Raw genomic sequence first — 14,165 nt, 5'->3', positions numbered from 1 at the left:
ACGCGCTCACGCTGTGATTCGCGCAGTCCAGTCCAGATGATGCCGGTATGCCCATCCTCGCTCGCCGCCGACGTCGTTGCCCGCGCTGGCCGCCACGAGCTTCTCGACCCGGGCGCGGCGCAGCCGTTCGTAGGCCGCGAACGCCGCGGGCGCGTCCGGCAGATCGCGCAGGCACTGGCCGAGCACCACCGCGTCTTCCAGCGCCATCGACGCTCCCTGCCCGGCAGCGGGCGACGCCGCGTGGGCAGCGTCCCCGGCCAGCACCATCGACGACGTGGACCAGACGCGGGTGGTCGGCAGGTCGTAGGAATGGCCGCCGCGGACGTCGTCGCCGGTCGCGGCCACGATCGCGGCGCACGGCAGCGGGTCGTCGGCGAAAGCGGCGTGGGTGAACTCACGCCAGCCTTCCGGGGCGACGGCGGCGATCTCGGCGCGCGAGCGCTCGGAGTCGGGGACGCGGGCGAACCAGAACGTCGCGCCGTCCGGCGCGGTGGTGTAACCGAACGCGGCGCGGCTGCCGCGCACCATCCGGTAGATGCCGGGCGCGGCGGGAAATCCTTCGGCGCGGGTGTAGCCGTAGACCACGGTCAAGCCGGTGAAGCGCGGCGGCTCGGCGCTCGGGTCGATGAGGGTGCGGACGACGGAATGGAGTCCGTCCGCGCCGACGAGCACATCGCCGGACTCGGTGGTGCCGTCCTGGAAGGTCGCGGTGACGCCGTCAGTGGCGGAGACGAGACGCTTGCCGTGCACGATCCGGATTCCGCGCCGTTCCGCTTCCTGTTGCAGCGCACGGTAAAGCGCGGCACGAGTGAGGGTGCGCGGGCCGTCGAGTTCGCGGTCGAATTCGTGCGCGCCGAGCGTGGTCCCGTCCGGGCCGACGAGTTCCATGCCGGTCGAGGCGAAGGACGCTTCGATCACCGGAGAATCGGCGTCGATCGCGCGCAACGCGTTCATGCCGTTGTGCATCACGACGAGGAACGCGCCCGCGTCCGCTCCCCCGCTGGGATGCGCCTCGAACACCACCGGCTCGTGCCCGGCCAGCTGCAGCGCCATCGCCGCGACCGTGCCCGCGACTCCGCCGCCTGCGATCAAAACGCGCATCGCGCCCCCCTGGATACGACCGTGCCGCCGCCACCGTAGCGGGTGGCGGCGGCACGGAACCAGTGCTCAGGCGCGCTGCGCGACCGCGAGCCGCACGCAGACGGCGAGGGCGCGGACGGCCTCCTCCACCTCGGGCAGCTCGGGGAAGGTCGGCGCGATGCGGATGACCGCGTCGGCCGGGTCGTCGCCGTGCGGGTGGGTGGCCCCGGCCGGGGTCAGCGCGACGCCCGCTTCCTTGGCCAGCCGCACGACCTCCTTCGCGGTGCCCTCGGGCACGGTCAGCGAGATGAAGTAGCCGCCGGTCGGCTTGGTCCAGGTCGCCAGGTCGCCCAGTTCCTCGGAGAGGATGCGCTCGACGGCGGCGAACTTGGGCGCGATCAGCTCGGCGTGCCGGCGCATGAGCGCGCGGACGCCGTCGGCGTCCTTGAGGAACAGCGCGTGGCGCAGCTGGTTGACCTTGTCCGGGCCGATGGTGCGCTTGCTGAGCACGCTCTGCCACCAGGCCAGGTTGGCCTCGGACGCGCCGAAGAAGCCGACGCCGGCCCCGGCGAAGGTGATCTTCGAGGTGGAGCCGAACACGAACGCGCGGTCCGGGTTACCGGCCTCGGCGCAGAGCGCGAGGATGTCGGCCAGCTCCGGCTCGTCGTCGGTGAGGTGGTGCACCGCGTAGGCGTTGTCCCAGATGATCCGGAAGTCCGGCGCGGCGGTCGGCATCGCGGCGAGCCGTCCGGCGGTCTCGGCGCTGAAGGTGACGCCGGTCGGGTTGGAGTACTTCGGCACGCACCAGATGCCCTTGACCGCGGCGTCGTCGGCGACGAGCCGCTCGACGACGTCCATGTCCGGACCGGTTTCGGTCATCGGCACCGGGATCAGCTCGATGCCGAACCGCTCGGCGAGCGCGAAGTGCCGGTCGTAGCCGGGCACCGGGCACAGCATCGCGATGCGGGGCTCGTCGGCCCAGCGGCGGGTGGCGCCCGGCAGGGTGCTGAGCATCGCCTGGGCGATGGTGTCGTGCATCAGCTCCAGGCTGGAGTTGCCCGCCGCGAACAGCTGCTCGACCGGCACTTGCAGCGCGTCGGCGAAGATGCGGCGCAGCTCCGGCAGCCCCTTGAGCCCGCCGTAGTTGCGGGTGTCGGTGCCGTCCTCGGCCTTGTACTGGCCGTTCGGCAGCGTCAGGAGATCTGCGGAGAGGTCGAGCTGCCGGGGCGACGGCTTGCCGCGGGTGATGTCCAGGGACAGGCCGCGCTCGACCAGCGCAGCGTAGTCGCGACGGGCGGTGTCGACGTCGACAGGAGCTGTGGTCATACCACCACGCTAAACCGCTCGCGCAAGCCAGTTCGGGTGACCCCCGGCTCTCGTGGGCTAGCGTGGGACCCGTGCGGTACCTGGTGCATGCCGAGCAACGGCAGTTCTCCTTGCGGGACAAGGACGCCTGGCGTCCCGGCGACGGCGGATGGACCGATGAGGCGGTGTCCGTGCACCGCGTCGCGGTAGAGCCGTCGTCGCTCTCCGTGGCGACCGCGCGCTCCGATTGGGTCGAGGTCGACGTGTCGGTCGACGCCGCGGCACCGCCGGTGCTGCCGGACGCGTCCCACGTCGTGGAAGCCGATCTCGACGTCCCCGGCGGCGAGGCGACGCTGGCCGGTCCCGCCGACTACGCGCGCCAGGAACACCGGATCGCGGTCCCGCCCGGCCGGTACCGAGTCCGAGTGTCCTATGTGGAAAGCGGCCCGCCGGACGCCGAATGGCACGACCACGAATTCGGCGAGCATTTCCGGTACGTGCTGGACCTGTGGCCGTCCGCCGAGGCCGCCCCGGTCGCGGTGCTGCGCCAGGGCGCCGGAGTCTGGGACGGCTGATATCCCGTTGGCGGCGCGCGGACGGGGACGGCAGACTCGGCGGCATGCAGTGGATCACCACCGAGATCGGCGAAGAGTTCGTGCGCGGTGCGCTTGAGCTGGAACGCACGCCGCAGGGCTTGCTGCCGCACCGGCTGACCGCACGGGCGCGGGCGCAGAACACCGACAGCAGGCTCGCGCTGGCCGAGACCCAGCCGTCCGGCGTGCGCTTGGTGTTCCGCACCGAGTCGACCGCCATCGAACTGGACACCCACCGCACGAAGGTCGGCTACGCGGGCGTGCCGCCGCTGCCGGACGGCAACTACGACCTCGTCCTGAACGGCCGCCCGGCCGGCTCCGCGACGGTCTCCGGCGGCGACGAACTGATCCTCGACATGATGACCGGCTCCGGCGAAACCCGCCCCGGCCCGCCCGGCACAGTCCGGTTCTCCGATCTGCCCTCGGGCGTCAAGGACGTCGAGATCTGGTTGCCGCACAACGAAACCACTCGCTTGGTCGCGTTGCGCACCACGGCCCCGAGCACGCCGCTGCCACCCGCTGGACGGGTCTGGCTGCACCACGGCAGCTCGATCAGCCACGGCACCGGTGCGGCCGGGCCGTCCCAGACGTGGGCCGCGCTCGCCGCCGCGGCCGCCGGGGTGGACCTGATCAACCTGGGCTTCAGCGGGAGCGCACTGCTGGACCCGTTCACCGCACGGGCGATGCGGGACACGCCCGCCGATCTGATCAGCGTGAAGCTGGGGATCAACGTGGTGAACGCGGACCTGATGCGATTGCGCGCTTTCGGCCCGGCAGTGCATGGGTTCTTGGACACGATCCGGGAGGGTCATCCGGATGTTCCGCTGGTGGTGATCTCGCCTTGGCTGTGCCCGATCCACGAGGACACGCCCGGGCCGGGTGCGCCGGACTTCAGCGCCGGAACGCTGCGGTTCAAGGCGACAGGCGATCCTTCTGCGGTGGCGGAGGGGAAGCTGACGTTGAAGGTGATCCGGGAGGAACTGGCGCAGATCGTGACGGCGCGGGAGGATCCGGGGTTGTATTACGTGGACGGGCTTTCGCTGTACGGGGAAGAGGACTTCGCTGCGCATCCCCTGCCGGACGCGCTGCATCCGGACGCGGCTACGCATCGGGGTGCGGGGGAAAGGTTTGCTGAGCAGGTGTTCGGGGCGGGTGGCCCGTTCGCGGCCTGAGGCCCGGTTGGTCTTTGCCCTCATGACCGCTTGCTCGCGTACGTGAGGGGAACCCTGAGGGACTCTGATTCCCTCAGGGTTCCCCTCACGGACAGCGCGGCGCTGGACACAGTGATCCAGCGCCGGGCCGCGGCCTGACGGCCTCGGCTGCTAACTTCCGCCTCATGGCGGACCACACTCTCCGGGCCAAGCTGACCGACTCCGGCAGCGGCGTGCTGCTCTTCGGCATCACCCCGCCGCGCCTCAGCACCTCGCCCGAGCGGATCCGGGAGATCACCGCCGCCACCCTCGCGCGGCTCGGCGACCTCGACGTCGACGGCCTCGCCCTCTACGACATCGACGACGAGAGCGACCGCAACCCCGAGGAGCGGCCGTTCCCCTACCTGCCGACCCTCGACCCGGCCGCCTACCACGCGGACTATCTCAGCGAGTGGGACCGTCCGGCGGTGATCTACCGGTGCGTCGGCAAGTACCCCGGCCACGAGCTGCGCGATTGGTTGCGGACCGCCGACACCGAGCGGGTGCTGTCCGTCTTCGTCGGGGCTTCCTCGAAGGGCAAAGAGGTGCGCACCCGGCTGTCCGAGGCGCAGGCGTTGCGCCGCGAAGTCCGGCCGGACCTGCTGCTCGGCGGCGTCGCCATCACCGAGCGGCCCGACGAGTACCTCCGGCTGATCGCCAAACAGCAAGCCGGCTGCGCGTACTTCATCTCGCAGGTGATCTACAGCGCCGACGCGGCCAAGAGCATGGTCTCCGACTACTTCTACGCCTGCCGCGAGCAGCAGCTCGAACCCAAACCGGTCCTGTTCACCCTCTCGGTCTGCGGTTCGGCGAAAACGCTGGCGTTCCTCAAGTGGCTCGGCGTCCACGTCCCGCGCTGGCTGGAGAATTCCCTGCGCCACGCGGACGACACGCTGGCCGAGTCCTACGAGCAATGCCTGGCGAACGCCCGCGAACTGGCCGCTTTCTGCCGCAAGCTCGGCATGCCGTTCGGGTTCCTCGTGGAGAGCGTGTCGATCCGCAAGGTCGAGATCGAGGCGTCGGTGTCCCTCGCGAAAGAGGTGAGCGGGCTGCTCGGCCGGACGGTTACAGCGGATCCAGCGCGGTGATCTTCCACTGTCCGTCGGTGCGATGCGCGGTCACGGAAAGCTGGCCGACCGACGATTGAGGCGCACCGCCGCCGGGCAGGATCGTTTGCTGGTCAAGGAAAAGCAGCAGGCTCGCGTCGTCGCCGTGCAGGGAGCGGACTCCGATCGCGCGGACGGTCGTGGTGCGGACGAGTTTTTCGTTCGTCGCGCGTTGGCGGGCCGCGGCGAATTGGGCTTGGTACTGGCCCACTGCTGAGCCCGTGAGGACGTCGCCCGCGGCGCGAGCGGTGCGGTCCAGGTTCGCGTAGTCGTAGGAGAAAACCGCCTTGACCGCGGCGCTGACCTGGTCGGTGACTTGAGATGTCGCGACGGGGTCGACCATCGCTTCGTCGTCTTCGGGTTGCAGCAGCGACGCTTGCACTCCGAACCACACCGCGCACGCCAGCGCGACCGCGGCCACGCCAGCGGCGATCGTCCGCCGGTTCACGAGCCCACCGCCTGGACAGCGCCGATCTTCCACGCCTCGCCGTCGCGCGCGAAGTCCACGGCCAGGCGCGCTTGTTTCGCCGAGGGCGCGCCATCGTTGGTGCTCACGCGGACGTTCAGGACTGCGATCAGCCTTGCTGTACCTGCCGAAGGGTCCAGATCGGTGACAGCGGCTTGCACCAGCGAAGCTGTCGACACGATCTTGGCGCGCTTGGCCCGGTCGATCTGCATCTGCCGGTCGCCGGAAAGGTCTTTGCCGTACTGCCCGGTCGTCGCGGCGATCCAGCGGTCCACGTCGACCGCGCTCGTGCGGTAGTCGATCGTGTTGAGCGTGACCAGGCTCGTGCTCGCGGCGGCCAGCACGGCGTCCCGGGCCCGGCCGCGGGCGAGGCTGTCGTCCTGCGCCGCGCTCCACCACGACCAGCCGAACCACGCCGCGGCCAGCACCGCGACCACGGCCAGCGCGGTCAGCACTCTCGCAGTCAGGAAGGGCTGTCCCGTGACAACCTCGTCGGCAGCGTCGTCAGTTTCCGCGGTATCAACAGCCATCACGAACCGCCCAGCAACGCACCGAGCCCGCCCTTCAGCGGCGCGGTCAGCTGTCCCAGCAGGCCCGGCAACTGCTGCTGCGAGCCCTGGTCCGAAGGCGCGGAAGCCTTGGGCGCAGCCGGAATCGCGGGCGGCTTCCCCGCGTACGGCGCGTTCTGCGCCCCGCGCACCTCAGTCGGGCTGCCGGGAGGCTCCGCGCAGTAAGCGTTCATGTTGACCGGCGCTTCGCTCGTGTCGTTGGCCGGACGCTGTTTCGTGCCCTCGTACCCCTTCGTGCACGAATGCGGGTCGAAGAAGTTGAACACCACGCCCAGATGCCCGGTGCCGTCCGGCGAGGTCGTCGGCGAGAACGCCGAGATCACCGGGTACGCCACCAAAAGCTCCTCGATCGCGTCCTTCCGCATCGAGGTGACCTGCGCGGTGGTGAGCGAGTTCGCGAACAGCACCCCGAGGTCGGTCCCGGACGTCGCGAGCACATCGCTGATCTGGCGGCTCAACTGCGGAGCCTCGTCGATCACCTTGCGGATAGCCGGATCCGACGATTTCAACTGCCCGGTGATCGTCTTCAGCCCGGACGCGAACGCCGTGATGTTCTGCGCCTGCCGTTCCTGCGTGGCGAAGACAGTGCGCGAATTCGCCAGCAACCCCTGCGTGTCCGGCACGTACTGCGCGGCCGTCGCGGTGAGCGAACTGGTGCTGTCCAACAGCTTCTGCAACTCCGGCCCGGAACCGGCGAACGCGTCGTACGTCTCGTCCACCACGGTCTTCAACGACTCCGGATGGACGCTCGCGACCAGGCCGTCGAGATGCGTCAGCACGGAATCCGGCGTCGCGGGCAGCGACGTGCGGTCCTGCGTGATCACCGCGCCGTCCTCCAGGTACGGGCCGGATTCGCGGTCCGGCAGCAGGTCCACGAACTGCTCCCCCACCGCCGACCGGTTCGCGACCTGCGCGTGCAGCGCGGACGGGATGTCCGGGCCGCCGGAGTCGATGTCGAGGCGGACGTCGATGCCCTGCGGGGTGAGCGTCATGGCCCCGACGCGGCCGACCGTCACGCCGCGGTAGGCGACCTCGGAGTTGACGAAAACCCCGCCGGAGTCAGCGAGTTTGAGCGTCACGTGGTAGCCGCGGTTGCCGAAAATCCGGTCGAGACCGGCGTAATGCCCGCCCGCGTACGCCACCGAGACGATGGCGATCGCGAAGAACACCAGCAGCTGGATCCGGACTTTGCGCGTGTTCATCAGCCGCCTCCCAGCAGACCGCCGAGCAACCCGCCCAAGCCCGGTTTCGCTCCGCCCGTGGCCGGTGTGTTGGGCAGCGGCAACGGCAGCTGCGGCAGCTGCGGCGTCCCTTGCCCGGCAGCGGGCGGCGTGCCCCCGGTCGAGGGAGGCGTCGGCAGCTGGAACGGCGGCTGCGACGAGTTCGTGAAGTTCTGCACCAGCTTGTCGAGATCGAGGTTGATCCGCGCGTCGACGTTCGCGTAGTCGCCCTTGATCACGTTGCCCGCGTAGTCCGGGAACGGATAGGTGAGCAGGATCCGCAACGCGTTCGGCAGGTCCTTGCCCGCCGCGCTGAGCTGGCGCAGCGTCGGCTCGAGCGCCTTGAGGTTCGCGACGAGCTGGTCCCGGCTGCGGTTCACCGTGTCGACCGCGACGCCGGAGAGCTTGTTCAGCGAGTTCAGCATCGCCACCAGCTGGTCGCGCTGGTCGGCGACGATCTTCAGCCCCGGCGCGAGTTTGTCCAGCGCGGTGGCGAGGTTCTGCTTCTGCCCGACGAGCGTGGTCGACAGTTTGTCCAGCCCGTCGATCGCGCGCAGGATCTCGCCCTTGTGCCCGTCCAGCTGGGTGGCCAGTTCGTCCACCCGGGACAGCAGCGCGCGCATCTGCGGTTCGTTGCCCGACAGCGCGTCGTTGAGTTCGTGGCTGATGTTCTGCAGCTGGTCGACGCCGCCGCCGTTGAGCAGCAACGACAACGCGCCCAGCACCTCCTCGATCTCCGGGTTGCGGTTCGTGCGCCCGAGCGGGATCTGCGCCCCGTCGGCGAGCTTGCCGGCCGGTTTCTCCGCGGTCGGCGCGCTCAGCTGCACGAACTTCTCGCCGAGCAGACTGGACTGGCGCAGTTCGGCGAGCGCGTTGGCGGGCAGCTGGACGTCGCCGTTCACCGTCATCGACACGAGCGCGGACCGGGTGTCCGGGGTGAGCGCGATCCGGTCGATCCGGCCGACCGCGACGTCGTTCACCTTCACGTTCGCCTGCGGCACCAGGTCCAGCACGTCGGTGAACAGCGCGGTGACGTGGTACGGGTGGTCGCCGACGTCCGGGCCGCCGGGCAACGGCGTCGAGTACAGCCCGTTGAACCCGCCGTCGCTGCACCCGGCGAGCACCAGCACCCCGGCGAGCACGCCCGCCAGCCGTTTGCGGAGGCGTTTCACTTGCCACCTCCGGGTTTCTGCGTCAGCACGTCCGACAGCGGCAGCGGCAACGGCGGAAGCTGGCCGTTTTGCAGGGAGTTCAGCGCCTGCGGGATGGACGGCAGCTTCAGCGTGCCGTCGAGCACCGGCGCGAGCTTCTTGCAGATAGTGCCGAGTGTGTCCGGCAGCGGCTTCGGCGTGCCCGCGCTGATCAACCGGCAGATGGTGAGGATCGGCGGGTTGGTGATCTCGTTCAGGTTGTCGCGCACCGCGATCGTGCCGGACGCCGCGTCGTAGGTGTTGATGAAGTTCGTCGCCCCGGTCGGCGCGATGTCGAGCACCTCGGCGAGCGAGGCCCGCTGGTCCACCAGCACCTTGGTGAGCGACGCCAGTTTGGCCACATTGGACGAAAGCCCGTTTTTGTTGTCCGCCACGAACTGTTTCACGTCCCCGAGCGACGTCGACAGCGAATCGAGCGCGGCCCCGACGTCGTGCGAATCGTCGGCGAGGAACCCGCTGACGTCCGCGAGCCGCTGGTAGAACTCGTTCAGCTGGCTGTCGCTTTGGGACAGCGCGGAGGTGAAGGAGTTCAGGTTCTTCACCGTGGAGAACAAGTCGTCCTTCGAATCGTCGAGCGTGCCGGCCAGATCGGCCAGCCTGGTGACGGTCGAGTTCAGGTCCTTGCCGTTGCCCTTGAGGTTGGCCGCGGCGGTGTCCAGCAGATCGGAGAACGCGCCGTTTTTGTTGGCCCCGTTGGGTCCGAGCGCGGTGGACAGCTTGTCGAGGCTCGCGTAGAGGTCGTCCAGTTCCACCGGCGTCGCGGTTTTGTCGCGCGCCAGCACGGTTCCGCTCGCGAGCGTCGGACCGCTGTCGTACGACGGGGTCAGCTGCACGTACCGGTCGCTCACCAAGCTCGGCGAAACGACCACCGCGCCCACGTCTTTCGGGATCGGGACGTCGTCGTTGACCTTCATGTCCACGCGCACCGCTTGGCCCTCCGGCGTCACCGCGGTGACCTCGCCGACCGCCACGCCCAAGACGCGGACAGAAGAACCGGCGTAGAGGCCGACGGTTTTGCCGAAGTACGCCGAGATCTTCGTCCCGCCGGTGTCGCGCAGAACGAGGTAGATGCCCGCGGTCAGCAAAAGCGCTGCCACGCAAGCCAATCCGAGCCAGGTAACCACACTGCGCCCAGCGCGCGTTTCGACAGTCATCGTCCACCCACCCCCTGATCAGGTGCGGAGATCGGCGGCGTACAGCCCTCCGGGTTGATCGAGATTCCGCCCGCGGTGATCGTCGGCGGCAGCAGGCCGCACAGATACCCCTCGAACCAGCGCCCGTTGCCGGTCGCGTTCGCGCCGACCCGGGCGAACGGGGCCATCAGCTGCAGGCTCCGGTCGAGGTTGCCCTGGTTGCGCTGCAGCACGTCGGTGACCTTCCCGAGCGCGGCGAGCGTCGGCCCGATCTGCGTGCGGTTGTCCGCGACCAGCCCGGACAGCTGCGCCGAGATCGCCTGGGTGCCCTTGAGCAGCGTGCTGATCTGCTCGCGGCGCTGCTGCAGTTCGGTCAACAGCAGGTTGCCGTCGCTGATCACCTGCTGCAGCTGGGCGTTCCGGTCGGACAGCGTCTTCGAGATCTTGCTCGTGTTGGACAGCAGCGCGTGCAGATCGGCGTCGCGCGAGGACACCGTCTTCGACAACGCCGACAGCCCGGACAGCGTGTCCTTCAAGTACTGCGGACTGTCCTTGAGGGAATCCGACAGCGCGGTGAAGCTCTGCGCCAGCTGTTTGGTGTCGATGTCGCCGACCGTCGTGGACAGCTGGTTGAACGCGTCCTGCAGCTGGAACGGCGTCCGCGTGCGCTGCACCGGGATCGTGTCGCCGGGCGTCTGCGTGCCGCCGCCCTTCGTGTCCAGCGCGAGGTACTTCTCCCCCAGCAGCGTCTTGATCTCGATCGACGCCGTGGACGCGTCGCCGACCCGCACGCCCTTCACGCGGAACTTCACGAGCACCTGCTTGTGCCCCAGCTCCACCGAAGTCACCTGCCCCACCTTGACGCCGGCCACCTGCACCTCGTTGTCCGGCGCGAGCCCGGCGGACTCGGCGAACGCCGCGGTGTAGGTGGTGCCGTTGCCGAACATCGGGATGCTGTCGGAAAAGTACGTCACGGCGGTGATCAGCACGATGAGCACGAGCGTCACCGCGCCGACGCCGGCCTGGTTCCGGTCTTTGAGTCGTTTCACGGGCCACACCTCGGCGCGCGTTCGGTGCCGGGGACCGGAACGATCGGCAGCGTCACGTCCAGCGAGGAAATGCCGATGGTGCCTTCGATCCCGCACAGGTAGTAGTTGAACCAGCTGCCGTAGCTCAGGGTCCGGGTGAACTTCTCCAGGTTCCCCGGCAGCACCTGCAGCAGGTGCTCGATGAGCGGCTGCGAATCGTTGAGGTTGTTCGACAGCTTCCCGAGCTGGGCCACGTCCTGCTGCACCGCGGGCCGCGCGTCGGCGAGCAGACCGGCGGTCGCGTTGGTCAGGTCGCCGAGCGCGCCCACCGCGTCGCCGATCGGCTTGCGCTGCTCGGCCAGCCCGCTCACCAGCCGCTGCGTCTGGTCGACGAGGTCGCCGAGCTGCGGGCCGCGCGCGTTGACCGTGCTGAGCACCTGGTTGAGGTTGTCGATGACCTGCCCGATCACCTTGTCCTTGCCCGCGATCGCCGACGTGATCGACGCGGTGTGCGACAGCAGGCTCGTGATCGTGCCGCCCTCGCCCTGGAACACCTGCACGATCTCGGCGGAAAGCTGGTTGACCTCCTTCGGGTCCAGCGCCTTGAACAGCGGCTTGAACCCGTTGAACAGCACGGTCAGGTTGAGCGCCGGCTTGGTCCGCTCCGGCGGGATCGTGTCGCCGGGAGACAGCAGGTCGCCGCCGCTGACGTCGGTGCCGAGCGAGAGGTAGCGCTGGCCGACGAGGTTGCGGTACTTGATGGTCGCGGTGGCGAGCGAGGGCAGCTGATACGCCGATTCGACGAGGAACCGCACCTCGGCATAGTTCCGCTCGCCCTGGTCGACCCCGATCGTCTCGACCTGGCCGACCTTCACGCCGGAGATCCGCACGTCGTCGCCGGCCTGCAGGCCGGACGCGTCGGTGAACTTCGCGACGTAGGAGGCGGTGTCGCCGAAGTTCGTGTTCGCGATCGTGGTGGCGAGGACCCCGGTGAGCAGCACGGTGACCACGGCGAAGATGCCGATCTTGATCAGCGCGGGGACGAACGACCTCATTTCAGCTCCACCTCCGCCCCGCGGTACAGCGGCCCGACCAGCAGCCCGGACCAGCCCGGAACGTTGTCCGGCGTGGTGTTCAGCGTCGGCGAGACCAGCAGGTCGAGCAGCTTCTGCTCGTCGGCCGACCCGACGATGCTCGGCGCGCCGCCGGTCGATCCGGACCCGCCGGGCAGCGGGCCGTTGGTGATGTCGCCGGGCAGCGTGCCGTCCGGGTTGTGCGGCGGGGCGGGCTTGGTCGTCCCGTCCTTCACCGCGCCGTCCGGCGGGTACTGCGGCCAGTGCCCGGGTTTCGGCACCTGCGGATAGCAGCGCGGGCCGCGTTTGTCGTCGTACTTCGGCTCGTCGACGCCGGGCAGGTACTTGCCGCGGCTCGCCGAGAACTCGATCGTCACGCGGCTGACCTCCGGATGCGCGGTGCCCTTGCCGAACGCCAGCTCCGCGTTCGGCACCGTCCCGGCCAGCTGCTTGAACAGGCACGGGTATTCCGGCGCGTACTTCGCGAGCACGTCGAGCGTGGGCTGCACGGCGGTGGTGAGGCGGATGATGTTGTCCTTGTTGACTTCCAGGAAGCGCGTCAGGTCGGTGGCGGTGCCGGTGACCGAGGAGTACAGGTCGGTCAGGCCGCGCTGTTTCTCCACGATGGTCTGCGTCGTCGTGGTGAGGTCCGAAAGCGCCTGCAGCGCGTCCGGCGCGGCCTTGTCGTAGATGCCGGAAACGTTGGCCAGCCCGGTGATGTCGGCCTTGAGATCGGGCAGCGACGGGTTGAGCTTGCCGAGGTAGTCCGACAGCTGGGTCAGCGTCGCGCCGAGCTTCTTGCCGCGTCCGTCGAGCGCGGTGGACACCGCGTTGAGCGTGCTGGAGAGCTTTTCCGGCTGCACCGCCTGCAGCAGCGGCATGACGTGGTTGAGGACCTGCTCCAGTTCGATCGCGGTGCTGCTGCGGTCCTGCGGGATGACGTCGCCCGCCTTGATCGGCCGCTGCGCCTGCTCGGGCAGTTGGAGCGCGACGTATCGTTCGCCGAACAGGGTTTTCGGCAGCAGCCGCGCCGAAACGTTCGACGGGATCACGTCGGTCTTGTCCGGCTGCAGCGCCAGTTCCAGCTCCGCGTGGTCGCCGACCGGCCGCACGTCGCGGATCTCGCCGACGAGCATGCCGCGCACCTTCACGTCGCCGCCGACGCGCAGCTGGCTGCCGACGTGGTCGGTCTCCAGCTTCACGAGCGTGACCGGTGTGAAGACCTTGCGGTACGCGGCGATCGTGGTGGTGAAGAACAACGCCGCCACGACGAGGAAGACCAGCCCCAGCAGCTGGTACTGGAGCCGTTTGCGCAACTCTCGACGGGTACTCATCCGGATATCCGCACTGTCGTGTTCGCGCCCCAGATCGCGAGGCTCAGGAAGAAGTCCAGCACCGAGATCAGCACGATCGACGTCCGCACCGCGCGGCCCACCGCGATGCCCACCCCGGCCGGTCCGCCGGACGCGGTATAGCCGTAATAGCAATGGGAAAGGATCACCAGCACGCTGAACACGATCACCTTGGCGAACGACCACAGCACGTCCTCCGGCGGGAGGAACAGCGTGAAGTAATGGTCGTACGTGCCCGCGGACTGGCCGTAGAGCCAGATGGTGATCTGCCGCGACGCGAGATACGAGGACAGCAGGCCCACCGCGTACAGCGGGATCACCGCGGTGACGCCGGCGAGCACGCGCGTGGTGACGAGGTAGGGCATGCTCGGCACGGCCATCACTTCGAGCGCGTCGATCTCTTCGGAGATCCGCATCGCGCCGAGCTGGGCGGTGAAACCGCAGCCGACGGTGGCCGACAACGCGAGCCCGGCCGACAGCGGCGCGACCTCGCGGGTGTTGAAGTAGGCCGAAATGAACCCGGTGAGCGCGGCGGTGCCGAGCTGGTTCAGCGCCGAATAGCCTTGCAGGCCCACGATGAGACCGGTGAACAGCGTCATCCCGATCATCACGCCGAGCGTCCCGCCGATCACCGCGAGACCGCCGGTGCCGAAGCAGACCTCGGTGAGCAGCCGCGTGGTTTCCCGGCCGTAGCGGCGGATCGTACGCGGCGACCAGGCGAGCGCCCGGCCGTAGAACGAAAGCTGCTTCCCGAGTCCTTCGAGACTCGCGCCGGGGCGCGCGATGATCTCCAGCGTCCGGTCGGACGCGCGCGGCTGCTCGATCGGTTCGGCCGTCAT

At 69.1% G+C, this 14,165-nt stretch carries 14 protein-coding genes; 3 read left to right on the top strand and 11 right to left on the bottom strand.

Annotated elements, in window-relative coordinates:
• Positions 1–6: 6 nt before the first annotated feature.
• Both ACFORO_RS31810 and ACFORO_RS31805 read right to left on the bottom strand, forming a co-directional pair.
• Entirely contained in the window at positions 7–1,101 is a 1,095-nt protein-coding gene (locus ACFORO_RS31810) for an FAD-dependent monooxygenase (protein ID WP_377872641.1), read from the bottom strand.
• A 66-nt stretch (positions 1,102–1,167) separates the two neighbouring features.
• A complete protein-coding gene (locus tag ACFORO_RS31805; protein ID WP_377872642.1) occupies positions 1,168–2,406 on the bottom strand; it encodes an aminotransferase class I/II-fold pyridoxal phosphate-dependent enzyme in 1,239 nt (412 codons plus the stop codon).
• Between the two features lie 71 nt (positions 2,407–2,477).
• On the opposite strand from ACFORO_RS31805, the gene ACFORO_RS31800 reads away from it, so the two are divergent.
• The 3 genes from ACFORO_RS31800 to ACFORO_RS31790 all read left to right on the top strand — a co-directional run bounded on the left by ACFORO_RS31800 (position 2,478) and on the right by ACFORO_RS31790 (position 5,256).
• Positions 2,478–2,960 (top strand): hypothetical protein, encoded by a 483-nt coding sequence (locus ACFORO_RS31800; RefSeq protein ID WP_377872644.1) that lies wholly within the window; start codon positions 2,478–2,480, stop codon positions 2,958–2,960.
• A 44-nt stretch (positions 2,961–3,004) separates the two neighbouring features.
• The gene (locus ACFORO_RS31795; protein WP_377872646.1) at positions 3,005–4,150 is read left to right on the top strand and encodes a GDSL-type esterase/lipase family protein; all 1,146 of its coding nucleotides are present in this window, start codon (positions 3,005–3,007) and stop codon (positions 4,148–4,150) included.
• 164 nt (positions 4,151–4,314) lie between these two features.
• Entirely contained in the window at positions 4,315–5,256 is a 942-nt protein-coding gene (locus ACFORO_RS31790; RefSeq protein ID WP_377872648.1) for a methylenetetrahydrofolate reductase, read from the top strand.
• On the opposite strand, the gene ACFORO_RS31785 is transcribed toward ACFORO_RS31790, so the two are convergent.
• The 9 genes from ACFORO_RS31785 to ACFORO_RS31745 form a co-directional block, all read right to left on the bottom strand.
• Positions 5,234–5,722 (bottom strand): hypothetical protein, encoded by a 489-nt coding sequence (locus ACFORO_RS31785; protein WP_377872650.1) that lies wholly within the window; start codon positions 5,720–5,722, stop codon positions 5,234–5,236. The two genes, ACFORO_RS31790 and ACFORO_RS31785, sit on opposite strands and share 23 nt — an antisense overlap.
• On the bottom strand, positions 5,719–6,207 hold the full coding sequence (locus ACFORO_RS31780; protein WP_377872801.1) for a hypothetical protein: 489 nt from the start codon (positions 6,205–6,207) through the stop codon (positions 5,719–5,721). The genes ACFORO_RS31785 and ACFORO_RS31780 overlap by 4 nt, the downstream gene beginning before the upstream one ends.
• A gap of 62 nt (positions 6,208–6,269) precedes the next feature.
• Positions 6,270–7,511: an MlaD family protein gene (locus tag ACFORO_RS31775; protein ID WP_377872652.1), complete on the bottom strand. Its 1,242-nt coding sequence runs from the start codon at positions 7,509–7,511 to the stop codon at positions 6,270–6,272.
• Complete coding sequence (locus ACFORO_RS31770; protein ID WP_377872654.1) at positions 7,511–8,701, bottom strand: MCE family protein; 1,191 nt, start codon at positions 8,699–8,701, stop codon at positions 7,511–7,513. The genes ACFORO_RS31775 and ACFORO_RS31770 overlap by 1 nt, the downstream gene beginning before the upstream one ends.
• Positions 8,698–9,894: an MCE family protein gene (locus ACFORO_RS31765; RefSeq protein ID WP_377872655.1), complete on the bottom strand. Its 1,197-nt coding sequence runs from the start codon at positions 9,892–9,894 to the stop codon at positions 8,698–8,700. The genes ACFORO_RS31770 and ACFORO_RS31765 overlap by 4 nt, the downstream gene beginning before the upstream one ends.
• Positions 9,891–10,922: an MlaD family protein gene (locus tag ACFORO_RS31760; protein ID WP_354745490.1), complete on the bottom strand. Its 1,032-nt coding sequence runs from the start codon at positions 10,920–10,922 to the stop codon at positions 9,891–9,893. Before ACFORO_RS31760 ends, ACFORO_RS31765 begins: the two co-directional genes overlap by 4 nt.
• Positions 10,919–11,956, bottom strand: coding sequence for an MCE family protein (locus ACFORO_RS31755; protein ID WP_377872659.1), 1,038 nt, complete (start codon positions 11,954–11,956; stop codon positions 10,919–10,921). The genes ACFORO_RS31760 and ACFORO_RS31755 overlap by 4 nt, the downstream gene beginning before the upstream one ends.
• Positions 11,953–13,308 carry an MCE family protein gene (locus ACFORO_RS31750; RefSeq protein WP_377872661.1) on the bottom strand — a complete coding sequence of 452 codons (1,356 nt, stop codon included), beginning with the start codon at positions 13,306–13,308 and terminating at the stop codon, positions 11,953–11,955. Before ACFORO_RS31750 ends, ACFORO_RS31755 begins: the two co-directional genes overlap by 4 nt.
• The gene (locus ACFORO_RS31745) at positions 13,305–14,165 is read right to left on the bottom strand and encodes an MlaE family ABC transporter permease (RefSeq protein WP_354745496.1); all 861 of its coding nucleotides are present in this window, start codon (positions 14,163–14,165) and stop codon (positions 13,305–13,307) included. The genes ACFORO_RS31750 and ACFORO_RS31745 overlap by 4 nt, the downstream gene beginning before the upstream one ends.

This window comes from Amycolatopsis halotolerans, assembly GCF_042647905.1.
GTDB lineage: Bacteria > Actinomycetota > Actinomycetes > Mycobacteriales > Pseudonocardiaceae > Amycolatopsis > Amycolatopsis halotolerans.
This window is presented reverse-complemented; position numbering and strand designations above follow the sequence as displayed.